Origin of the sequence: Burkholderia sp. BCC1999 (genome assembly GCF_905339975.1) — a bacterium.
Classification (GTDB): Bacteria; Pseudomonadota; Gammaproteobacteria; order Burkholderiales; family Burkholderiaceae; genus Burkholderia.
In genome coordinates, this window is sequence record NZ_CAJPHP010000003.1 from 184,950 (window position 1) to 208,699 (window position 23,750).

At 66.0% G+C, this 23,750-nt stretch carries 24 protein-coding genes; 5 read left to right on the plus strand and 19 right to left on the minus strand.

Features of this window, described 5'->3' with window-relative positions; genetic code table 11:
• The first annotated feature begins 30 nt into the window (after window positions 1–30).
• The 3 genes from U5809_RS05520 (at window position 31) to U5809_RS05530 (ending at window position 3,071) form a co-directional block, all read left to right on the plus strand.
• Complete coding sequence (locus U5809_RS05520; RefSeq protein ID WP_322085822.1) at window positions 31–1,251, plus strand: helix-turn-helix domain-containing protein; 1,221 nt, start codon at window positions 31–33, stop codon at window positions 1,249–1,251.
• A 31-nt stretch (window positions 1,252–1,282) separates the two neighbouring features.
• Entirely contained in the window at window positions 1,283–1,969 is a 687-nt protein-coding gene (locus U5809_RS05525) for a DUF5074 domain-containing protein (protein ID WP_322085823.1), read from the plus strand.
• Between the two features lie 136 nt (window positions 1,970–2,105).
• Window positions 2,106–3,071 (plus strand): DMT family transporter, encoded by a 966-nt coding sequence (locus U5809_RS05530; RefSeq protein ID WP_322085824.1) that lies wholly within the window; start codon window positions 2,106–2,108, stop codon window positions 3,069–3,071.
• Window positions 3,072–3,115: 44 nt separating this feature from the next.
• Here the strand turns inward: U5809_RS05530 and U5809_RS05535 are convergent, their stop codons facing one another.
• On the minus strand, window positions 3,116–3,439 hold the full coding sequence (locus U5809_RS05535; RefSeq protein ID WP_322085825.1) for an RnfH family protein: 324 nt from the start codon (window positions 3,437–3,439) through the stop codon (window positions 3,116–3,118).
• Window positions 3,440–3,443: 4 nt separating this feature from the next.
• Entirely contained in the window at window positions 3,444–3,881 is a 438-nt protein-coding gene (locus tag U5809_RS05540) for a type II toxin-antitoxin system RatA family toxin (protein WP_322085826.1), read from the minus strand.
• A 99-nt stretch (window positions 3,882–3,980) separates the two neighbouring features.
• Here U5809_RS05540 and smpB point away from each other — a divergent pair, with 99 nt between their 5' ends.
• Window positions 3,981–4,427, plus strand: coding sequence for an SsrA-binding protein SmpB (gene smpB, locus U5809_RS05545; protein ID WP_014896751.1), 447 nt, complete (start codon window positions 3,981–3,983; stop codon window positions 4,425–4,427).
• Window positions 4,428–4,676: 249 nt separating this feature from the next.
• On the opposite strand, the gene U5809_RS05550 is transcribed toward smpB, so the two are convergent.
• The 3 genes from U5809_RS05550 to ppsA form a co-directional block, all read right to left on the minus strand.
• Complete coding sequence (locus tag U5809_RS05550) at window positions 4,677–5,612, minus strand: SPFH domain-containing protein (RefSeq protein ID WP_282505398.1); 936 nt, start codon at window positions 5,610–5,612, stop codon at window positions 4,677–4,679.
• A gap of 33 nt (window positions 5,613–5,645) precedes the next feature.
• Window positions 5,646–6,080 carry an NfeD family protein gene (locus U5809_RS05555; protein ID WP_282505399.1) on the minus strand — a complete coding sequence of 145 codons (435 nt, stop codon included), beginning with the start codon at window positions 6,078–6,080 and terminating at the stop codon, window positions 5,646–5,648.
• 203 nt (window positions 6,081–6,283) lie between these two features.
• Window positions 6,284–8,686 (minus strand): phosphoenolpyruvate synthase, encoded by a 2,403-nt coding sequence (gene ppsA / locus U5809_RS05560; protein WP_322085827.1) that lies wholly within the window; start codon window positions 8,684–8,686, stop codon window positions 6,284–6,286.
• Window positions 8,687–9,062: 376 nt separating this feature from the next.
• On the opposite strand from ppsA, the gene U5809_RS05565 reads away from it, so the two are divergent.
• Complete coding sequence (locus U5809_RS05565) at window positions 9,063–9,878, plus strand: pyruvate, water dikinase regulatory protein (RefSeq protein WP_047900996.1); 816 nt, start codon at window positions 9,063–9,065, stop codon at window positions 9,876–9,878.
• Window positions 9,879–10,050: 172 nt separating this feature from the next.
• Here U5809_RS05565 and U5809_RS05570 read toward each other — a convergent pair whose 3' ends face one another.
• The 14 genes from U5809_RS05570 to pyrH form a co-directional block, all read right to left on the minus strand.
• Window positions 10,051–10,833: an RNA methyltransferase gene (locus U5809_RS05570; RefSeq protein ID WP_322085828.1), complete on the minus strand. Its 783-nt coding sequence runs from the start codon at window positions 10,831–10,833 to the stop codon at window positions 10,051–10,053.
• Window positions 10,830–11,474 (minus strand): ribonuclease HII, encoded by a 645-nt coding sequence (gene rnhB, locus U5809_RS05575; RefSeq protein WP_322085829.1) that lies wholly within the window; start codon window positions 11,472–11,474, stop codon window positions 10,830–10,832. Before rnhB ends, U5809_RS05570 begins: the two co-directional genes overlap by 4 nt.
• Window positions 11,471–12,640, minus strand: a complete 1,170-nt coding sequence (gene lpxB / locus U5809_RS05580) for a lipid-A-disaccharide synthase (protein ID WP_322085830.1) — start codon at window positions 12,638–12,640, stop codon at window positions 11,471–11,473. The genes rnhB and lpxB overlap by 4 nt, the downstream gene beginning before the upstream one ends.
• Before the next feature lie 3 nt (window positions 12,641–12,643).
• Complete coding sequence (lpxA, locus tag U5809_RS05585) at window positions 12,644–13,432, minus strand: acyl-ACP--UDP-N-acetylglucosamine O-acyltransferase (RefSeq protein ID WP_175845272.1); 789 nt, start codon at window positions 13,430–13,432, stop codon at window positions 12,644–12,646.
• Between the two features lie 58 nt (window positions 13,433–13,490).
• Window positions 13,491–13,958, minus strand: coding sequence for a 3-hydroxyacyl-ACP dehydratase FabZ (gene fabZ / locus U5809_RS05590; protein ID WP_006495559.1), 468 nt, complete (start codon window positions 13,956–13,958; stop codon window positions 13,491–13,493).
• 129 nt (window positions 13,959–14,087) lie between these two features.
• Complete coding sequence (gene lpxD / locus U5809_RS05595) at window positions 14,088–15,170, minus strand: UDP-3-O-(3-hydroxymyristoyl)glucosamine N-acyltransferase (RefSeq protein ID WP_282505403.1); 1,083 nt, start codon at window positions 15,168–15,170, stop codon at window positions 14,088–14,090.
• Window positions 15,171–15,186: 16 nt separating this feature from the next.
• Complete coding sequence (locus U5809_RS05600) at window positions 15,187–15,684, minus strand: OmpH family outer membrane protein (RefSeq protein WP_048248617.1); 498 nt, start codon at window positions 15,682–15,684, stop codon at window positions 15,187–15,189.
• Between the two features lie 64 nt (window positions 15,685–15,748).
• Entirely contained in the window at window positions 15,749–18,058 is a 2,310-nt protein-coding gene (gene bamA, locus U5809_RS05605; RefSeq protein WP_322085831.1) for an outer membrane protein assembly factor BamA, read from the minus strand.
• Between the two features lie 61 nt (window positions 18,059–18,119).
• Entirely contained in the window at window positions 18,120–19,490 is a 1,371-nt protein-coding gene (rseP, locus tag U5809_RS05610) for an RIP metalloprotease RseP (RefSeq protein WP_322085832.1), read from the minus strand.
• Between the two features lie 11 nt (window positions 19,491–19,501).
• A complete protein-coding gene (locus U5809_RS05615) occupies window positions 19,502–20,698 on the minus strand; it encodes a 1-deoxy-D-xylulose-5-phosphate reductoisomerase (protein WP_176047334.1) in 1,197 nt (398 codons plus the stop codon).
• A gap of 15 nt (window positions 20,699–20,713) precedes the next feature.
• The gene (locus U5809_RS05620; protein WP_322085833.1) at window positions 20,714–21,535 is read right to left on the minus strand and encodes a phosphatidate cytidylyltransferase; all 822 of its coding nucleotides are present in this window, start codon (window positions 21,533–21,535) and stop codon (window positions 20,714–20,716) included.
• Complete coding sequence (gene uppS / locus U5809_RS05625; RefSeq protein ID WP_011352457.1) at window positions 21,529–22,311, minus strand: polyprenyl diphosphate synthase; 783 nt, start codon at window positions 22,309–22,311, stop codon at window positions 21,529–21,531. The genes U5809_RS05620 and uppS overlap by 7 nt, the downstream gene beginning before the upstream one ends.
• A 49-nt stretch (window positions 22,312–22,360) precedes the next feature.
• Complete coding sequence (gene frr, locus U5809_RS05630) at window positions 22,361–22,921, minus strand: ribosome recycling factor (protein ID WP_014896735.1); 561 nt, start codon at window positions 22,919–22,921, stop codon at window positions 22,361–22,363.
• Between the two features lie 90 nt (window positions 22,922–23,011).
• On the minus strand, window positions 23,012–23,725 hold the full coding sequence (pyrH, locus tag U5809_RS05635) for a UMP kinase (protein WP_011352459.1): 714 nt from the start codon (window positions 23,723–23,725) through the stop codon (window positions 23,012–23,014).
• Between the last annotated feature and the right edge of the window lie 25 nt (window positions 23,726–23,750).

The window sequence follows — 23,750 nt, forward strand, 5'->3', positions numbered from 1 at the left end:
GGAGGGAGTGACAACTGTGTCGGGATTCGGATGGATTCGCTGATCACCGCGGCCGCGCGCGCGCTCGCGGCCGGTGACGCGCTCGGCGCGCTGAACCGCGTCGCGCTGCGTGACGATGCGCCGGCGCTCGCGCTGCGCGGCATCGCGATGGCGCAGCTCGGCGATTTCGAACGCGCGCGGGCCCTCGTGCGCGGCGCCGCACGTGCATTCGGTGCGAAGGAAGCCGTTGCACGGGCGCGCTGCGTCGTCGCGGAAGCCGAGATCGCACTCGCGTCGCGCGACCTGCGCTGGCCGACGCGCGCGCTCGATGCGGCCTGCGCAACGCTCGACGCGCACGGCGACCGCGCAAACGCCGCGCATGCGCGCTATCTCGGCGTACGCCGGCTGCTGCTGATCGGCCATATCGACGATGCCGAGCAACTGCTCGCGCATCTCGATCCCGCACCGCTGCCAGCCGCGTCGCGCGCCGCCCATGAACTGATCGCGGCCGGCATCGCGATGCGCCGCATCCGTACGCACGCGGCCCGCGCGGCGCTCGCCCGTGCGGACGCGGCCGCGCGCGACGCAGGCATCGCCGCACTGACGGCCGAGGTCGACACCGCCGCACGCGTGCTCGACGCACCGGCCGCGCGCCTCATCGCGCGCGGCACCTCGCGGCTCGTGCGGCTCGACGAAGTCGAGACGCTGTTCGCATCGAACGCGCTCGTCGTCGATGCGTGCCGCCACACGGTGCGCGATGCGCGCACGACCGTGTCGCTTGCGCGGCGCCCCGTGCTGTTCGTGCTCGCCCGCGCGCTCGGCGAGGCCTGGCCGGCCGACGTGTCGCGCAACGCGCTCGTGGCCGCCGCGTTCCGCGCGAAACATGCGGACGAATCGCATCGCGCGCGGCTGCGCGTCGAGATCGGCCGGCTGCGCGCGGTGCTGCGGCCGCTCGCGAACGTCATCGCGACACCGCGCGGCTTTGCGCTCGAACCGCTCGGCGTGCGCGAGACCGTCGTGCTCGCGCGCCCGGTCGACGATCGCCACGCGGCCGTGCTTGCACTGCTCGCCGACGGCGAAGCATGGTCGAGCTCCGCGCTGGCGCTCGCGCTCGGCGCAAGCCAGCGCACCGTGCAGCGCGCGCTCGACGCGCTCGCGGAGGCCGACAAGGTGCAGGCGCTCGGTCGCGGCCGCGCGCGCCGCTGGATGACGCCGCCGCTGCCGGGATTCGCGACGACCTTGTTACTCCCTGCTCCGCTGCCGGGAGATTAGGATGGCCTCACCGAACGACGAGGTGACAAACATGAAACGCTCCCATGCAGAGATCATTCGCGAATACGGCCCGTTTCCGGGCGTCGACGGCGTGCACGGCGTCACGTTCGACGGGCAGCACGTGTGGTACGCGTCCGGCGACAAGCTGAACGCGCTCGACCCGGAGCGCGGCACGACCGTCCGCTCGCTCGACGTCGCCGCGCATGCGGGCACCGCGTTCGACGGCCGCCACCTGTTTCAGATCGTCGAGGACCGCATCGAGAAGCTCGACCCCGAATCGGGCCGCGTGCTCGCGACGATCCCGGCCCCCGGCGGCGGTGCCGATTCGGGGCTCGCGTGGGCTGAAGGCACGCTGTGGGTCGGCCAGTACCGCGAACGCAAGATTCATCAGATCGATCCGGAATCGGGCGCCGTGCTGCGCACGATCGAATCGAACCGCTTCGTCACCGGCGTGACGTGGGTCGACGGCGAGCTGTGGCACGGCACGTGGGAAGCCGACCAGAGCGACCTGCGGCGCATCGACCCGCGCACGGGCCAGGTGCTCGAGCAGGTCGACATGCCGGCCGGCGTCGGCATATCGGGGCTCGAATCCGACGGCCACGACCGCTTCTACTGCGGCGGCGGCAACAGCGGCAAGCTGCGCACCGTGCGGCGCCCGGCGCACTCGAGCGCAGCGGGCGACGGCGCGGGCGCGACGCCCGATCCGGCAGGCGGTTGATCCGTCGCCGGTCCACGCCGCTCGGGCACGCAACGGCTCGAAATCCCGCCGTGCGCCGAGTGCAGGAATGAACAAGACGCCGCAGCAACGGCGTCGCTAAGATGCGCGCACATCTGTCATTTGTTCGGAGCGGTCGATGCAGCGCGGCGTGGTTTATGGTGTCCTGGCAGGTGCCCTGTGGGGCATGGTGTTTCTCGTTCCGCGGCTGCTGACCGACTTCTCGCCGCTGCTGCTGAGCGTCGGCCGCTACGCGATGTACGGCCTCGTGTCGCTCGCGGCCGCGCTGCCGGCCGCCCGCTCGCTGCTCGCGCGGCTCACCCGTGAAGATCTCGTCGCGTTGGTGAAACTCGCCGTCGTCGGCAACGTCGCGTACTACATGCTGCTGTCCGGCGCCGTGCACCTGATCGGCATCGCACCGAGTTCGCTGATCGTCGGCGTGCTGCCCGTGACCGTCACGCTCGCCGGCCTGGGCGACCACGGCGCCGTGCCGCTGCGGCGGCTCGCCGCCCCGCTCGCGCTGGTGATCGCGGGCATCGTCTGCATCAACGTCGACCTGTTCACGTCCGAGGCAGCACACGCGACGACGCTCGGCCAGAAACTCGCGGGCATCGCCTGCGCGGCCGGCGCGCTTGCGAGCTGGACCTGGTACGCGGTGGCGAACGCGCGCTACCTCCAGCGCCATCATCATTTCGGCGGCAACGAGTGGTCGGTGTTGTGGGGTGTCGTGACGGGCCTGATCGGCGGGCTCTGCTGGATCGCGATCCTCGCACTGCCGGCGGGCATGGTGCAGGCAGCCGTCCCGGCGTCGCGCTGGCAGTTGTTCTGGTTGCTGAACCTCGTGCTCGCGATCGGCGCGTCGTGGCTCGGCAACGGGCTGTGGAATGCCGCGTCGAAGCGCTTGCCACTCACGCTGTCCGGCCAGTTGATCGTGTTCGAAACCGTATTCGCGATGCTGTACGCGTTCGTGTACGACCAGCGGCTGCCGCACGCGCTCGAGGTCGCCGCGCTCGTGCTGCTGCTCGCCGGCGTGTACGGCTCGGTGCGGCAGCACGGCGACACGCCGGGCAGCGCGTCGACCAACGCAAACGCCGCGGCCCACTGAGTGCGCCGCGGCGTTTGATCAGACGAATCGGAACGAAAAACGCGTCAGCGCGCGTCCTTGTGCATCCACTTGCGGCCCTCGATCGAGCCGGCGCGGCGGGATTTGTCGACGCGCCGCTGGCGCGCCAGCTTCGGATCGACGATCAGCGGGCGGTAGATCTCGACACGGTCGTGGTCGGCGAGCGGCGCGTCGAGCGACGCGAGCTTGCCGTACACGCCCGTCTTCGCGTGCGCCAGGTCAATCTCCGGATGCAGCGCGAGCACGCCGCTCGCGTCGATCGCCGAGCGAACGGTCGCCCCTTCGGGCAGCGACAGCGGGATCAGCGTCTGGCGATCCGGCAGCGCATAGCAGACTTCGATCGACAGCATCGCGTCACCCCTTCCCGTAGCGCTGGTCCGCGCGCTTCACGAACGAATCGACGAACGTGTTCGCGATATGGTTGAACACGGGCCCGATGATCTTCTCGAGCAGGATGCTCGAAAACTCGTAGTGCAGCGCGAATTCGATCTTGCACGCATCGGCACGCAGCGCCGTGAAGCGCCACGTGCCCGTGAACTTCTTGAACGGACCGTCCGTGAACTCCATGTCGATCCGCGTCGGGCGTTCCTGCGTATTGCGCGTCGCGAAATGCTGCTTGATGCCCTTGAAGTTGATATCGATGCGCGCTTCCATCCCGCGCTCGTCCTGACGGCGAATCTCGACGCCGCCACACCAGGGCAGGAAATTGGGGTAGTCGGCCACGTCGGTGACGAGGTCGAACATCTGTTCCGCCGAATGGCGGATCAATACGGTTTTCTGGACATCTGCCATAAATCGCGCGGCATCGCTGAAAGTGGAAACGCCAAGCCGGGCGATTCCCGCCCCGCTTTGCTAAAATCGTGATTTTAAACGAGTTGGCCCGATCCTTTCATGAGCATCATCGACAACAGGAAAGCGCACTTCGATTATCACATCGAGGAACGCTACGAGGCGGGGCTCGTGCTGGAGGGCTGGGAAGTCAAGGCGCTGCGCGCCGGGCGCGGCCAGATCCGGGAAGGTTACGTCGTCGTGAAGAGCGGCGAGATCTTCCTGATCGGCACCCATATCAGCCCGCTGCCCGAAGCCTCGACGCACATCACGCCCGACCCGGTTCGCACGCGCAAGCTGCTGCTGCACCGCGAGGAAATCAAGAAACTGATCGGCAAGGTCGAGCAGCGTGGCTACACGCTCGTGCCGCTGAACTTCCACTACAAGGGCGGTCGCGTGAAGTGCGACATCGCGCTCGCGAAGGGCAAGAAGCTGCACGACAAGCGCGAAACCGAGAAGAAGCGCGACTGGGAACGCGAGAAGGCACGCATCATGCGCGCCGGCACCTGACGCGCGCAACCTGCAACGCAAACGACACGGCCCGCTCGAAGCGGGCCGTGTTGCTTTGGGTTCCGTGAATCCCACATGCCGATCGCCCGGAGGCGGCCGGCGGCGTTCGATACGCAGAGCCGGTGGTTTTACCTGACGACTCGCGCCGAAGGCACCTTACGGGCTCCGGCCGAACTCGCCCGAACACGCGACGATTGGCCGCACGCGGATCGCATACAGCAGCCGCCAGCGCATCAGGAACGCCCCGGCTCAGCCCTTCCCGCCCGCGGCCGGCGACGCGCGTTTGACGATCGACATCGCCGATGCGATCGCACTGCCGAGATCCGACAGGTTCGACGGCACGATCAGCGTGTTGCCCTGCTTCGCGAGATTCGCGAACGCGCCGACGTACTGCTCGGCGACCTTCAGGTTCACCGCGTCCATCCCGCCCTGCGACTGCATCGCGCTCGCGATCTTCTGGATCGCCTGCGCGTTCGCCTCGGCCACCGCGAGAATCGCAGCGGCCTCGCCCTGCGCCTGGTTGATCGCGGCCTGCCGCTCGCCTTCGGACTTCTGGATCGCCGCTTCACGCGCGCCCGACGCGAGGTTGATCTGTTCCTGCTTGCGGCCCTCGGATGCGGCGATCAGCGCGCGCTTTTCGCGCTCCGCGGTGATCTGCGCCTGCATCGCGTGCAGGATTTCCTTCGGCGGCGTCAGGTCCTTGATCTCGTAGCGCAGCACCTTCACGCCCCAGTTCGACGCGGCCTCGTCAAGCGCCGACACAATGCTGTGGTTGATGAAGTCGCGTTCCTCGAACGTCTTGTCGAGTTCCAGCTTGCCGATCACCGAGCGCAGCATTGTCTGCGACAACTGCGTGATCGCGAGCACGAAGTTGCTCGACCCGTACGACGCCTTCATCGGGTCCATCACCTGGAAATACAGCACGCCGTCGACCTGAAGCTGCGTGTTGTCGCGCGTGATGCAGATCTGGCTCGGCACGTCGAGCGGGATTTCCTTCAGTATGTGCCGGTACGCGATGCGATCGACGAACGGCAGCACGATGTTCAGACCGGGCGACAGCGTCGCGTGATAGCGCCCGAAGCGCTCGAGTACCCATGCATGCTGCTGCGGCACGATCTTCACCGTCTTCGACACGATCACGATCGCGATGATGAGCAGGACAACCCAGATGATCAGCGAATCCATGAAGTATTCCCTCCTTGTTGTATTGGCGGACGATCAGCCCGCGGGTTTCGCCACGACCACGAGACAATTGCCGCGCACGGCACTCACCTGATACACGTGCACATCGTCGCGCTCGCCGTTCGCAAGCTCGACGTCCCAGTCGGCGCCGCGATACTGCACGCGTGCGCGGCCGTCACGCCACGCATCGACCGTGACGGTCGAGCCAATGTCGAGATTGACGTCGGGATTCGTCGACGTGTCGCGCTTCTGCTTGCGGCCGAGCCCCGAGCGGCGCAGCGCGATCATCGCGATGAGCGCGACCGCGGCCGCCGCGCCGAACTGCACGTGCGGCGCGAAACCGGCCAGTTGCAGCAAGCCGCCCGCGAGAAAGCCGAGCGCGATCATCAGCAGGTAGAACGTGCCCGTCAGCAGCTCGGCCACGACCAGCACGCCCACCGCGACCCACCAGAACAGATGCCCCGACATCATTTTGGCCTCCAGAAAAACGCCCCCGATACTCACTATATTCGCTGCCGCGAGCGGAGGCGACCGGCATGCCCGGATCGGCACGTTGCATACCGACAAAAAAACACCCCGGTGCGTACCGGGGTGTTTATAACACGAACCTTGCATTTTGCCTTCAACGAAAGCGCGGCGGCACCGCGCTTTCGCCGAAGCGGCATCACCGACCGTTACTTCCGGTTGGCGGCAAGTGCCTGCCACGTATCGATGATCGTGTCGGGGTTCAGCGAAATCGACACGATGCCTTCGTCGGTCAGCCATTGCGCGAAGTCCGGGTGATCGGACGGGCCCTGGCCGCAGATACCGACGTACTTGCCCATCTTGAGGCAGGTATCGATCGCGCGCTTCAGCAGGAACTTGACGGCCGGATCGCGTTCGTCGAAGTCGACGGCCAGCAGTTCCATGCCCGAGTCGCGGTCGAGGCCGAGCGTGAGCTGCGTGAGATCGTTCGAGCCGATCGAGAAACCGTCGAAGTGTTCCAGGAACTCTTCGGCGAGGATCGCGTTGGTCGGCACTTCGCACATCATCACGAGGCGCAGGCCGTTTTCACCGCGCTTCAGGCCGAACTTCTCGAGCAGGCCGACAACACGCTCCGCCTGCTTCACGGTCCGCACGAACGGCACCATGATCTCGACGTTGGTCAGCCCCATCTCGTCGCGCACGCGCTTCAGTGCACGGCACTCCATCTCGAACGCCTGCGCGAAGTCTTCGGCGATGTAACGCGACGCGCCGCGGAAGCCCAGCATCGGGTTTTCCTCGTCCGGCTCGTAACGCGAACCGCCGATCAGCTTCTTGTACTCGTTCGACTTGAAGTCGGACAGACGCACGATCACGGGCTTCGGATAGAACGCCGCAGCGATCGTCGCGACGCCTTCGGTCAGCTTGTCGACGTAGAACTGACGCGGCGATGCGTGACCGCGCGCGACGCTCTCGACCGCCTTCTTCAGGTCCTGATCGATGTTCGGGTACTCGAGAATCGCCTTCGGGTGAACGCCGATGTTGTTGTTGATGATGAACTCGAGACGCGCGAGACCCACACCGCCGTTCGGCAGTTGCGAGAAGTCGAACGCGAGCTGCGGGTTACCGACGTTCATCATGATCTTGACCGGGATTTCCGGCAGTTCGCCGCGCTGCACTTCCGTGACTTCCGTCTCGAGCAGGCCGTCGTAGATCTTGCCTTCGTCGCCTTCCGCGCACGACACCGTGACGAGCGCGCCATCCTTCAGGACGTCGGTCGCATCGCCGCAGCCGACGACTGCCGGCACGCCGAGCTCACGCGCGATGATCGCCGCGTGGCAGGTCCGGCCGCCACGGTTCGTGACGATCGCGGCCGCACGCTTCATCACCGGCTCCCAGTTCGGGTCGGTCATGTCGGCCACCAGCACGTCGCCCGGCTGCACGCGTTCCATTTCCGACGGATCCTGGATCACGCGCACGGGGCCCGCACCGATCTTCTGGCCGATCGCTCGGCCCGTCGCCAGCACCTGCGACTGGCCCTTCAGCTTGAAACGCTGCTCGGCCTTGCCGGTTGCCTGGCTCTTCACCGTTTCCGGACGCGCCTGCAGGATGAAGATCTTGCCGTCGCGGCCGTCCTTGCCCCACTCGATGTCCATCGGACGCTGGTAGTGCTTCTCGATGATGACCGCGTACTTCGCCAGCTCGATCACGTCCTCGTCGGTGATCGAGTAGCGGTTGCGCTGCTCGTGCGGCACGTCGACCGTCTTCACGCGGCCCGGCTCGCCCGGCTGCGTGAATTCCATCTTGATCAGCTTCGAGCCGATCGAGCGGCGGATGATCGGGTACTTGTCCTGTGCGAGCGTCGTCTTGAACACGTAGAACTCGTCCGGGTTCACGGCGCCCTGCACGACGGTTTCGCCCAGGCCGTAGCTCGACGTGATGAACACGGCGTCCTTGAAGCCCGATTCGGTGTCGATCGTGAACATCACGCCGGCGGCGCCGACGTCCGAGCGGACCATGCGCTGCACACCGGCCGACAGCGCGACTTCGGCGTGCGTGAAGCCCTTGTGGACGCGGTACGAGATCGCGCGGTCGTTGTACAGCGACGCGAACACGTGCTTCATGCGGTCGAGCACGTCTTCGATGCCGACGACGTTCAGGTACGACTCCTGCTGGCCGGCGAACGATGCGTCGGGCAGGTCTTCCGCGGTCGCGGACGAACGCACGGCAAACGACAGCTCGGCCGGCGAGCCGTTCTTCAGGACTTCAAACTGCTCGCGAATTTCCTGCTCGAGACGTGCCTGCATCGGCGCGTCGACGATCCACTTGCGGATTTCGGCACCGGCTTCGGCAAGCGCCTTCACGTCGTCGATGTCGAGGGACTCGAGACGCTTGGCAATACGATCGGTCAGGTCGTTGTGTGTGAGGAAATCGCGGAACGCGAGCGCGGTCGTGGCGAAACCGGTGGGTACGCGAACGCCTGCTTCGGAAAGCTGGCTGATCATCTCGCCGAGCGACGCATTCTTGCCGCCCACGATCTCCACATCGGTCATCCGCAACTGCTCGAACGGAATTACATACGCCTGGTCCTTTGCGACGTTTGCTGCGTTAGTCATACAAGCCCCTAAGTGTGAAAAAAATGCTCGATTGCGCAAGTGGGCTCGGACGCGGGCGCTTGCAAAAAGGCGCGGCGCGTCTTGCGCAACCTGTTAGATAAACACTCGCAGCGGCGAAAAATCTTTCGACCCGATTTGCAAAAATCCCGGCAGAACGGCGATATTTGCAGACAAATCGCCACACTTGCCGGGAATTTTGGAATCGAGCGGCAAAGCCTGGGGCGCCGTTCGCGCCCTGCCCCCGCAATTGCTTATCCAACAGGTTGCCGCTATTCTACCGTGCCGGCTGCCGGATGTGGCGCGACCTTGTCACTGCGTCTGGAGGCGAACCTCCAGCCGCCCGCGCAACCGCCCTTCACGCTCGACGCCCAGATTCATGCTGCCTACCGTATTCATCGTCTCCGACGGCACCGGGATCACTGCCGAAACCTTCGCGCACTCGATCCTCTCCCAGTTCGACCAGAAATTCCGTCTCGTGCGCGTGCCGTTCGTCGACTCGCTCGACAAGGCCTATGCGACCGTCGAGAAAATCAACGAGGCCGCCGTACACGACGGCCGCCGCGCGATCGTGTTCACGACGCTCGTCGACAGCGAGTCGAACGACATCGTCAAACGCTCGAACGCGCTCGTGCTCGACATGTTCCAGCGCTTCGTCGAACCGCTCGAGCAGGAACTGGAGCTGAAATCGAGCCACGCGATGGGCCGCGGCCACCAGAACGCCGACACCGAGGAGTACAAGACGCGGATCGAGGCGATCAACTTCTCGCTCGCGCACGACGATGGCCAGTCGAACCGCAACCTGTCGGAAGCCGACGTGATCCTCGTCGGCGTGTCGCGCAGCGGCAAGACCCCGACGAGCCTGTATCTCGCGATGCAGTACGGCGTGAAGGCGGCAAACTATCCGCTGATTCCGGAAGATTTCGAGCGCGGCAAGCTGCCGTCGGCGCTGTCCGCGCACCGCGAGAAGCTGTTCGGCCTGTCGATCGACCCGCAGCGCCTGTCGGAGATCCGCAACGAGCGCCGGCCGGGCAGCAAATATGCGGCGCCCGAGAACTGCCGTTACGAGATCAACGAGGCCGAGGCGATGATGCGTCGCGAAGGGATCAAGTGGCTGTCGTCGACGCACAAGTCGATCGAGGAAATCGCGACGACGATCCTGCAGGAAATCCGTCTCGACCGGCAGTCGTACTGAGCGCCTGCGCGCGGGCGGCCGCCTGGCCGCCCGCCGGAAACAAAAAGGCGGCACTGCCCAGGAAATCCCAGCGGTCCAATGAAAAACCCCCAAGGGTTGGAATGATGTCCAACTCTTGGGGGTCAGCTCACGAACGCGGCCTTTTGGTTGTGCGGCGCTTGCGCGCGCGGCGTCATGCAGGCCGCTGCTGGCGCACCTGCTCGAACAGGCATACCGCTGCCGCTGCCGCGACGTTCAGCGACTCCATCCCGCCCGGCTGCGGGATCGTCACGCGATGCGTGGCCGCGTCGCGCCAGAACGCCGACACGCCGGCGCCCTCGTTGCCGAACACCCACGCAACCGGCCCCGACAGGTCGCAATCGTAGACCGCCTGCGCGCCGTGCGAGTCGGTCAGTGCAACCGGCACGTCGAGGCGTTCGGCGAGCGCGGCAGCGTCGACATCCTCGTGGATCGACAGCAGGAAATGCGCCCCCATGCCCGAGCGCAGCACCTTCGACGACCAGGCATACGCCGTTCCCGGCGCACAGAATACGTGGCGCACGCCGGCCGCCGCCGCGCTGCGCAGGATCGAGCCGACGTTGCCGGCATCCTGCACTCCGTCGAGCACGACCGACGTATGCGCGACGCGAGCGGGCAGCGGTTGTTCAGGCCGGTCGACGAGCAGCAGGAAGCCGACGCCGTTGACGACGTTCGACAACTGCCCGAACAGCGCGTCGGGCAGCGTGACGATCCGCTGTGCTTCCACGCGCGCGACGATCGCCTGCGCCTCGGCATGGCCGAGCGCGCCTTCGGTCGCCACGCACAGCTCCGGCGTCGCGCCCGTATCGAGGTACGCGCTCGCGAGATGGAATCCTTCGAGCAGCGCCTGGCCGCTGCGGCGCTGGTGGGGCGTCGAACCCGCCAGCGCCTTCAGGCGCTTGTACAGCGGGTTGTCGCGGGAAGTAATGCTTTTCATCGAATCAGGTCGAGTGCCGCACGGACGGGCGCGAACGAGCGCCGATGCGCTTCGCACGGGCCGTGCTCGCGCAGTGCGGCAAGGTGTTTCGCGGTGCCGTAGCCCGCATGCACGTTGAAGCCGTACACCGGGAAGCGTTCGTGCAGGTCGACCAGCATGCGGTCGCGCGTGACCTTCGCGAGGATCGACGCAGCCGAGATGCTCGGCACCAGCGCGTCGCCGCTGACGATCGCCTCGGCCCGAACGGTCAGCGTCGGGCAGCGGTTGCCGTCGATCTGCGCGAGCGTCGGCAGGAGCGACAGCCCCTCGACGGCCCGCTTCATCGCGAGCATCGTCGCGTGCAGGATGTTCAGCGTGTCGATCTCGTCGACGCTCGCCGACGCGACGCAGTACGCGCGCGACCGCGCGACGATCAGGTCGTACAGCGCGTCGCGCTTCTTCGCGGACAGCGCCTTCGAATCGTCGAGCCCGTCGATCGGCTGCGCCGGATCGAGAATCACCGCGGCCGCCACTACCGGCCCCGCGAGCGGGCCGCGGCCGGCTTCGTCGACGCCGCAGACGATCTCGTCAGGGCGGCTGAAGTCGAAACCGCCCTGCTCGTCGCTCGACGAACGGCGGCGTGATGCACGTACTGCGGTCATGCGCGCCCCTTGCGATGTTCGAGCACGCGTACGACGGCTTCGGCCGCCTTCACGGCCGTATTCTGCCGCAGTGAAAGATGCATTTCGGTAAACACGTCGGTCAGCGTGCGGCGGTTCGCGTCATCGCGCAGCTGCGTCAGCGTCGCATCGGCGAGCGCCTCGGGCGTCGCGAAATGCTGCAGCAGCTCGGGCACGACGAAACGCCCCGCCAGGATGTTCGGCAAGCCGACGTACGGCAGGTAACCCTGCCGGCGCATGATCTGACCGGTCAGCCAGGGCACCTTGTACGAGATCACCATCGGCTTCTTCAGCAGCGCGGCTTCCAGCGTGACCGTGCCGCTCTTCACGAGGATCGCGTCGGCGGCCGTCATCGCGACTTGCGAGCGGCCGTCGGTGAGCGTCAGCGCGAGTTGCGGATGCGCATCGACGAGCGGCTGCAGCAGTTCTCGCAGTGCGGGCGTCGCCGCCGGCATCACGAACCGCACGCCGGGCTCGCGCTGCTGCATCAACGCCATCGCCGCGAAGAACGTCGGGCCGATCAGCGCGATCTCCGAGCGCCGGCTGCCCGGCAGCACCGCGATCACGGGGCCGTCTGCGGGCAGGCCCAGCGCGATGCGCGCGCCGTGCGTATCGGGTTCGAGCGGAATCTCGTCGGCCAGCGGATGGCCGACATACGTCGAGGCGACGCCTGCCTTGTCGAGGATCGCCGGTTCGAACGGGAACAGGCACAGCATGTGATCGACGGACTTCGCGATCTTCTTGATCCGGCCGCCGCGCCATGCCCAGATCGACGGGCACACGAAGTGGATCGACGGAATGCCCGCGTCGCGCGCGGCCTGTTCGACATTGAAGTTGAAGTCAGGCGCGTCGACACCGATGAATGCGTCCGGCCGCTCGGCGAGCAGCTGGCGCTTCAGTTCGCCGCGAATCCGCAGGATCTCCGGAATCTGGCCCAGCGCCTCGACATAGCCGCGCACGGTCAGCTTGTCCATCTGCCAGTGCGAGTCGAAGCCCTGCGCGATCATCCGCTGCCCACCGATCCCGTAATACTGGGCCGAATCGGGCAACCGCTCGCGCAGGCCGCCGAGCAGCGATGCCCCGAGCAGGTCGCCCGACGGCTCGCCGGCCACCATCGCGAGCCGGAGCTGATTGGTCGGAAGCGCCATCGCTTAGCGGATGATGCCGCGTTGCGACGCGTCGATGAAATCGACGAGCGCCTTCACCGGCGCATCGCCGTCGCCGCCGGCCTCTGCCAGCTCGCGCAACTGCACCTTCGCTTCCTCGAACGACAGGCCGTTCTTGTAGAGCACGCGGTACGCGCTTCGCAGCGCCGAGATCGCATCGGCCGAGAAGCCGCGCCGGCGCAGCCCTTCGACGTTGATTCCGTGCGGTTCGGCCTTGTTGCCGGCCGCGATCACGAACGGCGGGATGTCCTGCACGAGCGCCGACGCGCCGCCCAGCATCGAGTGCGCGCCGATGCGCACGAACTGGTGGACACCCGACATGCCGCCGACGATCGCCCAGTCGCCGATCTCGACGTGGCCGGCCATCTGCGCGTTGCTCGACAGGATCACGTTGTTGCCGACGCGGCAGTCATGGCCGATGTGCACGTAGGCCATGATCCAGTTGTCGTCGCCGAGCGTCGTCACGCCGATGTCCTGCACGGTACCCGTGTGGATCGTCGTGAATTCGCGGATCGTGTTGCGGTTGCCGATCACGAGCTTCGTCGGCTCGTCCTTGTACTTCATGTCCTGCGGACGGCCGCCGACCGACGCGTAATGGCCGATGCGGTTGTCTTCGCCGAGCGTCGTATGGCCTTCGATCACGCTGTGCGAGCCGATCGTCGTACGCGCGCCGATCGTGACGTGCGGGCCGACGATCGCGTACGGGCCGATCTCGACCGATTCGTCGATCTGCGCGCCCGGCTCGACAATCGCGGTGGGATGAATCCTGGTCATGCGCCGTTGCCTCTCGATGTGATGTGTCGCGTTGCGTTGCCCATGCGTGCCGCGTCGCTCAGGGCGCCGCGTCGGCCGTCTTGACCGTGCACATCAGTTCGGCTTCCGCCGCCACCTTGCCGTCCACTTCCGCCACTGCCTTGAACTTCCAGATACCGCGGATGTAGCGTTCGAACGTCACGTTCAGAATCAGTTGATCGCCCGGCTCGACCACACGCTTGAAGCGCGCGCCGTCGATGCCGACGAAGTAGTACAGCGTGTTCTCCGGATCCTTCGGCTGCTCTTCCGCGAAGGTCAGCAGTGCGGCCGCCTGCGCGAGCGCCTCGAGGATCAGCACGCCCGGCATCACCGGCCGCTTCGGGAAGTGCCCCTGGAAAAACGGCTCGTTGATCGACACGTTCTTCAGCGCTTTGATCCCTTTGTGCGGCTCGAGTTCGAGCACGCGATCGACGAGCAGAATCGGGTAGCGATGCGGCAGCAGCGTGAGGATCTTGTGGATGTCGAGATTGATTTTTTCAGTGCTCATGATGGTTCGTCTCACGCAGAGGCTGCGCGGTGGTGATGCAAAGGCTGAAGCGGGCCGCCGCGCGGCCCAGTCTGGCAAACCGGGCCGGTTGCGCTGGCCGTGCCCGGTTCGTGGTCTCGCATGATGCGCTCAGGCGTCCGTGCCGCCCTGGGCGGCGAGCGCGGCTTCGAGCGCCTTGATGCGATCGCGCAGCTTGTCGAGGTTGCGCACGAGCGCGGCGCTCTTGTTCCATTCGCCGTGGTCGACGGCCGGGAACGCGCTGGTATAGATGCCGGCCTTCGGCAGCGACTTCGATACGCCCGAATTCGCGGTGATGATGACATAGTCGCCAAGCGTCACGTGGCCAGCGATCCCGGCCGCGCCGCCGATCATGCAGTGGCGGCCGATCGTCGTGCTGCCCGCGATGCCTGCCTTGCCAGCGATCACCGTGTAGGCGCCGATCCGGCAGTTGTGGGCGATCTGCACCTGGTTGTCGATCTTCACGCATTCCTCGATGACGGTATCCGCCATCGCACCGCGATCGATCGTCGTGTTCGCGCCGATTTCGACGTCCGGGCCGATCGTCACGCCGCCGACCTGCGGGATCTTGACCCAGCTGCCGGTGCGCGCGTCGCCGTCGCCGACGAAATCGGGCGCAAAGCCGAAGCCGTCGGAGCCGATCACGGCGCCCGCATGGACGATCGCGCGCGGGCCGACCTTGCAGCCGTGGTACACCGATGCGTTCGGATAGAAGTGCGAGCCGGCGCCGATCGTCGTGCCGCGGCCGACGAACACGTTCGCGTCGAGCTGCACGCCGTCCTCGATCACCGCGCCGGCCTCGACCGTCACGTTCGGGCCGATCACCGCACTCGCGGCGACCTTCGCGGCCGGATCGATCGTCGCGCTCGGATGCACGCCGGCGGCGCGCTGCGGCGTGGCCAGGTCGATGAACATCTGCGCGACGCGCGCGAAGTACGCGTACGGATTCGGCGTCACAATGAAATTGCGGGGGCCGCTAGCGGCCGCACCCAGCTTCTCCAGGTCCTTCGGCGCGATCAGCACCGCGCCTGCCCGGGTCGCCTCGACCTGCGACAGGTACTTCGGATTCGCGAGGAACGCGAGCTGCTGAGGGCCTGCCTGGTCGAGCGGTGCGAGCCCGCTCACCTTGCACTGTGCGTCGCCGGCGATCTCGCCGCCGAACCGCTTTACGAGTTCCTCAAGCGTCAATGCCATTCGTCGTCTGCTCCGTTCAGTTCGTCGAGCCGGACGCGAGCGCCTTGAGCACCTTGTCGGTGATGTCGATGCGCGGGCTGACGTACACGGCTTCCTGCACGATCAGGTCGTAATTCTGCTGCTCGGCGATCTGCTTGATGACCTTGTTCGCCCGCTCCAGAACGGCCGCCAGTTCCTCGTTGCGACGCTGGTTCAGGTCTTCGCGGAACTCGCGCTGCTTGCGCTGGAAGTCGGTATCGAGCTGGGCGAGATCGCGCTGCTTCTGCGCGCGATCGGCCGCCGACAGCGACGTGCCGTTCTTGTCCAGCGAATCGGACATCGACTTCAGGCGCGCGGCCAGATCCTGCAGATCCTTGTCACGCTTCGCGAACTCGGCTTCGAGCTTCGTCTGCGCCGCCTTCGCGGGCGCCGACTCGCGCAGGATCCGATCCGAATTGACCGCCGCGATGCGGGCGACGTCCTGTGCGTGCACCGTTGCCGCGCCCAAGGCCAGCGCAACGGTCAGCGCGCACATCACTCGTTTCGAAAACTTACCGGTTAGCAAAATTACCCTCTCGTTGCTGTTGTCATGCGTTCGGTCAGAACGCCGTCCCGATCTGGAACTGGAATTTCTGGTACTGGTCGCCTTCGTGCTTCTGCAGCGGGAAACCGAGGCTCAGCTTCAGCGGGCCGATCGGCGAGATCCACGCGAGACCCACACCGTAGCCGTAACGCAGGCCGTTCGCGCCGGTACTCGTGCCGCCCGGCGCGTTGCCCCACACGTTACCGCCGTCGAGGAACGTGAACACGCGCAGCGTGCGGTCGTAGCCCGTGCCCGGCAGCGGGAACGTCAGTTCGATGTTGCCGACGAGCATCTTCGAGCCGCCGATCGGGTCGTTCGTCTTCGTGTCGCGCGGGCCCAGCGAGCTCGGCTCGTAGCCACGGACGGAGCCGATACCGCCCGCGTAGTAGTTCTTGAAGATCGGGTACGGATTGCCGATACCGTTACCGTAGCCGCCTTGCAGGTTCAGGCCCAGGATGAAGCCGCGCGAGAACGAATAGTAGTATTGCGCCTGCAGGTCGGCCTTGTAGTACTGGATCTTGCCGACCGGCACGCCGTACTCCATGTTCGCCTGCGTGAAGTAGCCGCGGCTCGGGATCAGCGCGCTGTCACGCGCGTCGCGCGACCATGCGACGGTCAGCGGCACCGTGTTCGACACGCGGCCGAACTGGTTCACGTAATCCTGGTAGCTCTGCGGCGTGTTCGAATCGACGTCGAGGCGGTTCTGCTCGAAGCCCGCGCCGAAGTAGACGGTGTCGACTTCCGAGAACGGAATGCCGAACTTCAGGTTGCCGCCCGCGCTGATGATCCGGAAGCTCGAGCTCGTCGAATAGTAGAGCGGCTGATACGTGCGGTAGTAGACGTCCGTGATCCGCTTGATGCCGTCGACCGTGAAGTACGGGTCGACCTGCGTAACGGTCAGCGTACGGTAGCTCTTCGCGGTGTTGACGTTCACCGACAGGCTGGTACCCGAACCGAACACGTTGTCCTGCGACACGCCGGCCGACAGCACGACCTTGTCCGTCGACGAGAAGCCGGCACCCAGCGTGATCGCGCCGGTCGGCTTTTCGTCGACCTTCACGTTCACGTCGACCTGGTCGTTCGTGCCGTCGACCGGCACCGTCGTCACGTCGACGTTGGTGAAGTAGCCGAGACGGTTCACGCGGTCCTTCGACAGCGCGAGGCGGTTCGAATCGAACCACGAGCTTTCGAGCTGGCGCATTTCGCGGCGCACCACCTCGTCGCGCGTGCGCGTGTTGCCGACGACGTTGATGCGGCGCACGTACACGCGGCGGCTCGGATCGACGACGAGGTTCAGGTTCACCTTGTGGTTCGCCTGGTCGATGTCCGGCTGGGCGTTGACGGTCGCGAATGCGTAGCCGTATTCACCGAGCTTGTCGACGATCGACTTGGTGGTCTGCTGGAGCTTTTCGGCCGAGAAACGATCGCCCGGCTTGATCTTGATCAGCTTGTTGAGTTCGGCTTCGCGATCGAGCAGGTTGCCCGACAGCTTGATGCCCGACACCGTGTACGGCTCGCCTTCGTGCAGCGTGACCGTCAGGTACATGTCCTTCTTGTCGGGCGAGATCGACACCTGGGTCGACTCGATGTTGAACTCGAGGTAGCCGCGGTTCAGGTAGTACGAGCGCACGGCCTCGAGGTCGCCCGTGAGCTTTTCCTTCGCGTACAGGTCGTTCTTCGTGTACCAGGAGAACCAGTTCGGCGTCGACAGCTGCATCTCGTCGCGCAGCGCGCTGGTGCTGAATGCCTTGTTGCCGATGAAGTTGATCTGACGGATCTTCGCGCTCGGGCCTTCGGCCACCGCGAACAGGATCGACACGCGGTTCGCGTCGACCGGCGTGATCGTCGTCTTGACCTCGGCCGCATAGAAGCCACGCGTCAGGTACTGGCGCTTGAGCTCCTGCTCCGCCTTGTCGACGAGCGCCTTGTCGTAATAGCGGCCATCGGCGAGACCGACGGCGCGCAGCGCCTTCGTCAGGTTGTCCTTGTCGAATTCCTTCGTGCCGGTGAAGTCGATCGACGCGATGGCCGGACGCTCCTGTACCTGCACGATGACGACGTTGCCTTGCGTGGCGATGCGAACGTCGTTGAAAAAGCCCGTCGCGTACAACGCGCGGATTGCTTCGGATGCCTTGTCGTCCGTGAAGGTATCGCCCTGCTTGATCGGCAGATAGGCGAACACCGAACCCGCTTCGACGCGCTGCAGCCCCTCGATCTTGATGTCTTGCACCACGAACGGTGCCGCTGCATGCGCCGCGAGGCCGTGAGCGGCGAGCGCGGCCGCTGCAACTGTCTTAGGTACAAAGCGATGAGGTTTGAACAACATGCATCCCCAATATTTAGCTGCATCAAATCGGGCGACTGCCGTGCAGCGGCCGCCTGACGCTTCAGAAATGGATTAACCGAGCCAGATCGTTGAACAGCGCGATCGCCGACAATGCGACGATGCAGATCAACCCGGCTCTTTGCAGAATCAGCTGCCAGCGCTCCGAGACGGCTTTCCCGGTCGCGGCTTCAACCGCATAATATAACAGATGCCCCCCGTCCAAAACGGGAATCGGCAACAAGTTCAGGACGCCAAGGCTAATGCTGACAAGGGCGAGGAACGACAGGAAGGCCGATGGTCCGAGCCGCGCGCTCTTGCCCGCGTAGTCGGCGATCGTCACCGGACCGGACAGGTTCTTCAGCGACGCGTTGCCCGTGATCATCCGCCCGAACATCTTCAGCGAATACACGGAGATGTCCCACGTGCGGCGCGCACCGAGCCGCAGGCTATCGATCGGCCCGTAGCGCACGTCGACGGACGGCGCATGCATCGACAGCGCCGCGCCGATCCGGCCGACCTGCTGCCCCGATTCGTCGTCACGCTGCATCTGCGGCACGATCGACACCGTCTGCGCGGCGCCGTCGCGCTCGATCTGCAGGTCGAGCGCCTGGCCGGCATGGTGCTTCACCGAGTCGATGAAACGCGTCGCGCCGCCGATCGGCTTGCCGTCGAGCGCCACCAGCTTGTCGCCGGCCTTCAGGCCGGCCTGCTCCGCCGCGCTGCCCGGCTGCACGGATGCGACCGACAGCGTGCCGCCGCCGGTCTCGAAGCCCAGATGGGCCATGAAATCGTCGTCGAGCTGACTTTCGGGAACATTGCGGAGGTCGACGCGGAAATCGAACGTCGCGTTGCCATCGCGTGCGCCGAGCACGATCTCGCGGTGGTCGAACGCGGCCGACAACAGCTTCCAGCGCAGGTCCGACCACGAGCGCACCGGCTCGGACTCGCCGCCGTGCGCATTGCGGATCGACACGATCGTCTCGTTGCCGTCGAAGCCCGCGCGGGCCGCCACCGTCCCGGCGGCCGGCGGCGCGACGATCGCGGTCGGCTCGGTCACGCCGGTGGCAAACACGATCGAGAACAGCGCGATTGCCAACAGGAAGTTCGCAATCGGCCCGGCCGCGACAATCGCGATCCGTTTGTAGACGGACTGCCGGTTGAAGGCCTGCCCGAGCTCCTCGGGCTGGATGCCGGGGCCCGGATCGCGCTCGTCGAGCATCTTCACGTAGCCACCGAGCGGCAGCACGGACAGGGTCCACTCGGTGCCCGTGCGGCGGCTGACCCAGCGCGCGATGGGCTGGCCGAAGCCGATCGAGAAACGCAGCACCTTCACGCCGCACCAACGTGCGACGCGATAGTGTCCGTACTCATGCACGACGACCAGTACCCCGATCGCCACCGCAAACGCGACCAGTTCGACCAGCACGTTCATGAGCACCCCATTCAGACAGTACGCTCCACGCGGGGCGCAGGCGCTTTAGCAATGATCTCGGCGGCGAGGCGGCGTGCCTCTGCATCCGCTGCCAGGACGTCGTCGAGCCCGTTGGGCGCACGGTTCGGCAGCGCGTTGAGCACCGAGTCGACCGTCGCCGCGATCGCCATGAAGCCGATCCGGCGCTCGAGAAATGCTTCGACCGCAACTTCGTTCGCCGCGTTCAATGCGGCGCTCGCGATGCCACCCTCCTCGAGCGCCTTCAGCGCGAGCGCGAGGCACGGGAAGCGCGTGTAATCGGGCTTCTCGAACGACAGCTGCGCGATCTGCGCGAGGTCGAGCTGGTCGACGCCCGCATCGACGCGCTCGGGGAATGCGAGCGCGTGCGCGATCGGCGTGCGCATGTCGGGGTTGCCGAGCTGCGCGAGCACCGAGCCGTCACGGTACGACACGAGCGAATGGATCACGCTCTGCGGATGGATCAGCACGTCGATGCGATCGCCCGGCAGCCCGAAGATCCAGTGCGCCTCGATCACTTCGAGGCCCTTGTTCATCATCGTCGCGGAATCGACCGAGATCTTGCGGCCCATCACCCAGTTGGGGTGCTTGCACGCTTCATCCGGCGTCACGTCGACGAGCGTGGCCGGTTCGCGCGTGCGGAACGGGCCGCCCGACGCGGTCAGGATGATCTTCGAGATCCCGCCGTGCTCGGCCGCATCGCGCGGCATGCACTGGAAGATCGCGTTGTGTTCACTGTCGACCGGCAGCAGGATCGCGCCATGGTCGCGCACGGCGTCCATGAAGATCGCGCCCGACATCACGAGCGCTTCCTTGTTCGCGAGCAGGATCCGCTTGCCGGCGCGCGCGGCCGCGAGGCTCGGCGCAAGACCGGCCGCGCCGACGATCGCCGCAACCACCGTATCGCAGCCGTCGCTGTTCGACACGTCGACGAGCGCCTGCGGGCCGTACAGCACGGTCGTCTTGCTGCCCGCCGCGCGCAGCTTCGCCTCGACGTGCGAGGCCGTCGCGGCATCGCCGACCACCGCCACTTCGGGCGCGAAGCGCAGACACTGCTCAACGAGCTTGTCGCCGTTGCGGTGCGCGGTCAGCGCGTAGACCGAGAAGCGCTCGGGATGGCGCGCGACCACGTCGAGCGTGCTGTCTCCGATCGAGCCCGTGGAACCGAGCAATGTCAGACGTTTTTGCATAACAGAATTAATGGTTTAACCAAGCAGCAGCATCGCAAGCGGCAGCACCGGCAGCAGCGCGTCGACACGATCGAGCACGCCGCCATGGCCCGGCAGCAGTCCGCTCGAATCCTTCACGCCCGCTTGCCGCTTCAACAGCGACTCGAACAGATCGCCAATCACGCTATACGCAACCAGCAGCGTCAGCGCGGCCCACGCGCCGGGCATCCCGTAGCGGGCGGCGAATGCGGAAAACAGGGTCGGCTCGAACGCATGCGAGGCCATCGCGACACCGGCGACGACCATCACGGCCAGCCAGCCGCCGATCGCGCCTTCCCAGCTCTTGCCAGGGCTGATCGTAACGGCCAGTTTACGCTTTCCGAAGGCCTTGCCCGCGAAGTATGCGCCGATATCGGCCAGCCAGACGACCAGCAGCAGCGACAGTACGAACGGCACGCCCTGCGCGCGCGCCGCGACGAGCGCATGCCAGCAGGCCGCAAACACGATCAGGCCGGCAGCGAGCAGGAACGGCCGCCACACGCCGCCCGCGAGTTCGGGCTTGCGCCGCAGTGCGAACGGGCCGACCAGCAGCCAGAATACGCCGGCTGCCATGAAAAGGGGGCGGGATCCCGCCGCATCGATGCCGAGCGGCGTGGTGGCCGCCAGCGCAAGCGCTGCGACGACCGCATAGACGACCGGGCCGGCGCCACCGAGCTTCAGCAGGCGCGCCCACTCCCACGCGGCGAACACGAGCACGGCGCCGATCAGCGCGCCGAACGCCGTGAGCGGCGCGAACAGCGTCACCGGCAGCAGGACTGCCAGCATCACGATCGCCGTGATCACACGGGTTTTCAGCATGAAAGGGAGTCGGCGTTCTGCGATTGCGGTTCGAGCTGCGCACTCGTGCGCCCGAAACGGCGCTCGCGCTCGGTATACGACGCCATCGCGTCGGCCAGCGCCGCGCCGTCGAAATCCGGCCAGTATTTGTCGGTGAAATAGAACTCGGCGTACGCGAGCTGCCACAGCAGGAAGTTGCTGACGCGCTGCTCGCCGCCCGTTCGGATGAAGAGATCGGGCTCCGGCGCATAGGCCATTGCCAAGTGCGGCGCGAACGCGTCCTCGGTCACTTCGACCTCGCGACCCTCGCGCACGGCTTGCTCGATGAGCTTCTTCGTCGCCTGCAGGATGTCCCACCGGCCGCCGTAGTTGGCCGCGATGGTGAGCGTCAGGCGCGTATTGCGCGCCGTCTTGGTTTCGGCGCGGCGAATCAGTTCGCGGATGCGCGGCTCGAAACGGTCGAGATCGCCGACGACACGCAGGCGGATCCCGTTTGCATGCAGCTTGCCGACCTCGCGCTCGAGCGCGGTGATGAACAGCCGCATCAGGAACGACACTTCGTCGTTCGGCCGGCGCCAGTTTTCGGAACTGAACGCGAACAGCGTCAGGTATTCGACGCCGGCGCGCGCGCAACCTTCGACCACCGCCCGCACGGCATCGACGCCGCGGGTGTGCCCCGCGACGCGCGGCAAGCGGCGTTCGGTCGCCCAACGGCCATTGCCGTCCATGATGATCGCGATGTGACGCGGCACGACGCCGACGTCAGGCACGCGAACGGTAGAGCTGGTATAGGTCATGGCCGTTGAGACAGTAATGCGGGAAGAAGGCGGCGCGCGAGGACGGTCGTCAGACCGTCATGATCTCGGCTTCCTTGCTCTGCACGAGCTTGTCGATTTCGGCGACGTGCTTGTCGGTCAGCTTCTGCACGTCGTCGCTCGCACGGCGCTCGTCGTCTTCCGAGATTTCCTTGTCCTTCACCAGCTTCTTGAGCGCTTCGTTCGCGTCACGGCGCAAGTTGCGGATCGCGACCTTGGCCGTTTCGCCTTCGCTCTTCACGACCTTGGTCAGCTCGCGGCGGCGCTCTTCCGTCAGCGCGGGCATCGGCACGCGGATCAGGTCGCCGGACGTTGCCGGATTCAGGCCGAGATCGGCTTCGCGAATGGCCTTCTCGACCTTCGCGACCATCGGCTTTTCCCACGGCTGCACGCCGATCGTACGTGCGTCGACGAGCGTCATGTTGGCAACCTGCGAGATCGGCACCATCGACCCGTAGTAGTCGACCTGCACGTGATCCAGCATGCCGGTGTGCGCGCGGCCCGTACGGATCTTCGCCAGATCGCTCTTGAATGCATCGATCGAGCGCAGCATCTTCTGCTCAACGCCCTTCTTGGTATCAGCGACACTCATTTCAACCTCCGAACCTTCAAACCTTCAAAAAACGCGGGTGCTGCCCGGCGCGCCACGCACACCAGGCCGACGACCCGCATCCGCGGGAGTTTACACGTGGACGAGCGTACCTTCGTCCTCGCCCAGCACGATGCGCTTGAGCGCGCCCGGCTTGTTGATCGAAAACACGCGAATCGGCAGCTTCTGGTCGCGGCACAGCGCAAAGGCCGTCGCGTCCATCACCTGCAGGTTGCGGCTGATCGCCTCGTCGAAAGTGATCGTCGTGTAACGCGTGGCCGACGGATCCTTCTTCGGATCGGCAGAATATACGCCATCGACCTTGGTCGCCTTCAGCACGACTTCGGCGCCCACTTCCGAGCCGCGCAGCGCGGCGGCCGTATCCGTCGTGAAGAACGGGTTGCCCGTACCGGCCGCGAAGATCACGACACGGCCTTCCTCGAGCTGGCGGATCGCACGGGGGCGGATGTACGGCTCGACGACCTGGTCCATGCGCAGCGCGGACTGCACGCGCGCCTCGATGCCAGCGTGGCGCATCGCGTCCTGCAGCGCCAGCGCGTTCATCATCGTCGCGAGCATCCCCATGTAGTCGGCCGTCGCGCGGTCCATGCCGGCCGCGCCACCCGCGACACCACGGAAAATATTACCGCCACCGATCACGACCGCGAGCTGCGTACCGAGACGCACGACTTCGGCGATATCGGCCACCATCCGTTCGATCGTCGCGCGATTGATGCCGAAGGCATCGTCGCCCATCAGCGCTTCGCCGGAGAGTTTGAGAAGGACGCGTTTATAGGCATTGGACATAGGGGCTTCCGAGCGACGAGAGGAT

Coding starts and splice junctions, on each gene's coding strand:
- smpB (WP_014896751.1), top strand. CDS start 3,981: ATGAGCATCATCGACAACAGGAAAGCGCACTTCGATTATCACATCGAG.
- rnhB (WP_322085829.1), bottom strand. CDS start 11,474: ATGACCGCAGTACGTGCATCACGCCGCCGTTCGTCGAGCGACGAGCAG.
- U5809_RS05615 (WP_176047334.1), bottom strand. CDS start 20,698: ATGCAAAAACGTCTGACATTGCTCGGTTCCACGGGCTCGATCGGAGAC.
- U5809_RS05535 (WP_322085825.1), bottom strand. CDS start 3,439: ATGCTGTCGATCGAAGTCTGCTATGCGCTGCCGGATCGCCAGACGCTG.
- ppsA (WP_322085827.1), bottom strand. CDS start 8,686: ATGACTAACGCAGCAAACGTCGCAAAGGACCAGGCGTATGTAATTCCG.
- U5809_RS05570 (WP_322085828.1), bottom strand. CDS start 10,833: ATGAAAAGCATTACTTCCCGCGACAACCCGCTGTACAAGCGCCTGAAG.
- U5809_RS05555 (WP_282505399.1), bottom strand. CDS start 6,080: ATGATGTCGGGGCATCTGTTCTGGTGGGTCGCGGTGGGCGTGCTGGTC.
- U5809_RS05540 (WP_322085826.1), bottom strand. CDS start 3,881: ATGGCAGATGTCCAGAAAACCGTATTGATCCGCCATTCGGCGGAACAG.
- pyrH (WP_011352459.1), bottom strand. CDS start 23,725: ATGTCCAATGCCTATAAACGCGTCCTTCTCAAACTCTCCGGCGAAGCG.
- lpxA (WP_175845272.1), bottom strand. CDS start 13,432: ATGACCAGGATTCATCCCACCGCGATTGTCGAGCCGGGCGCGCAGATC.
- U5809_RS05530 (WP_322085824.1), top strand. CDS start 2,106: ATGCAGCGCGGCGTGGTTTATGGTGTCCTGGCAGGTGCCCTGTGGGGC.
- U5809_RS05525 (WP_322085823.1), top strand. CDS start 1,283: ATGAAACGCTCCCATGCAGAGATCATTCGCGAATACGGCCCGTTTCCG.
- lpxD (WP_282505403.1), bottom strand. CDS start 15,170: ATGGCATTGACGCTTGAGGAACTCGTAAAGCGGTTCGGCGGCGAGATC.
- U5809_RS05520 (WP_322085822.1), top strand. CDS start 31: ATGGATTCGCTGATCACCGCGGCCGCGCGCGCGCTCGCGGCCGGTGAC.
- U5809_RS05565 (WP_047900996.1), top strand. CDS start 9,063: ATGCTGCCTACCGTATTCATCGTCTCCGACGGCACCGGGATCACTGCC.
- U5809_RS05600 (WP_048248617.1), bottom strand. CDS start 15,684: ATGTGCGCGCTGACCGTTGCGCTGGCCTTGGGCGCGGCAACGGTGCAC.
- bamA (WP_322085831.1), bottom strand. CDS start 18,058: ATGTTGTTCAAACCTCATCGCTTTGTACCTAAGACAGTTGCAGCGGCC.
- uppS (WP_011352457.1), bottom strand. CDS start 22,311: ATGACCTATACCAGCTCTACCGTTCGCGTGCCTGACGTCGGCGTCGTG.
- U5809_RS05550 (WP_282505398.1), bottom strand. CDS start 5,612: ATGGATTCGCTGATCATCTGGGTTGTCCTGCTCATCATCGCGATCGTG.
- fabZ (WP_006495559.1), bottom strand. CDS start 13,958: ATGAGCACTGAAAAAATCAATCTCGACATCCACAAGATCCTCACGCTG.
- lpxB (WP_322085830.1), bottom strand. CDS start 12,640: ATGGCGCTTCCGACCAATCAGCTCCGGCTCGCGATGGTGGCCGGCGAG.
- U5809_RS05620 (WP_322085833.1), bottom strand. CDS start 21,535: ATGCTGAAAACCCGTGTGATCACGGCGATCGTGATGCTGGCAGTCCTG.
- rseP (WP_322085832.1), bottom strand. CDS start 19,490: ATGAACGTGCTGGTCGAACTGGTCGCGTTTGCGGTGGCGATCGGGGTA.
- frr (WP_014896735.1), bottom strand. CDS start 22,921: ATGAGTGTCGCTGATACCAAGAAGGGCGTTGAGCAGAAGATGCTGCGC.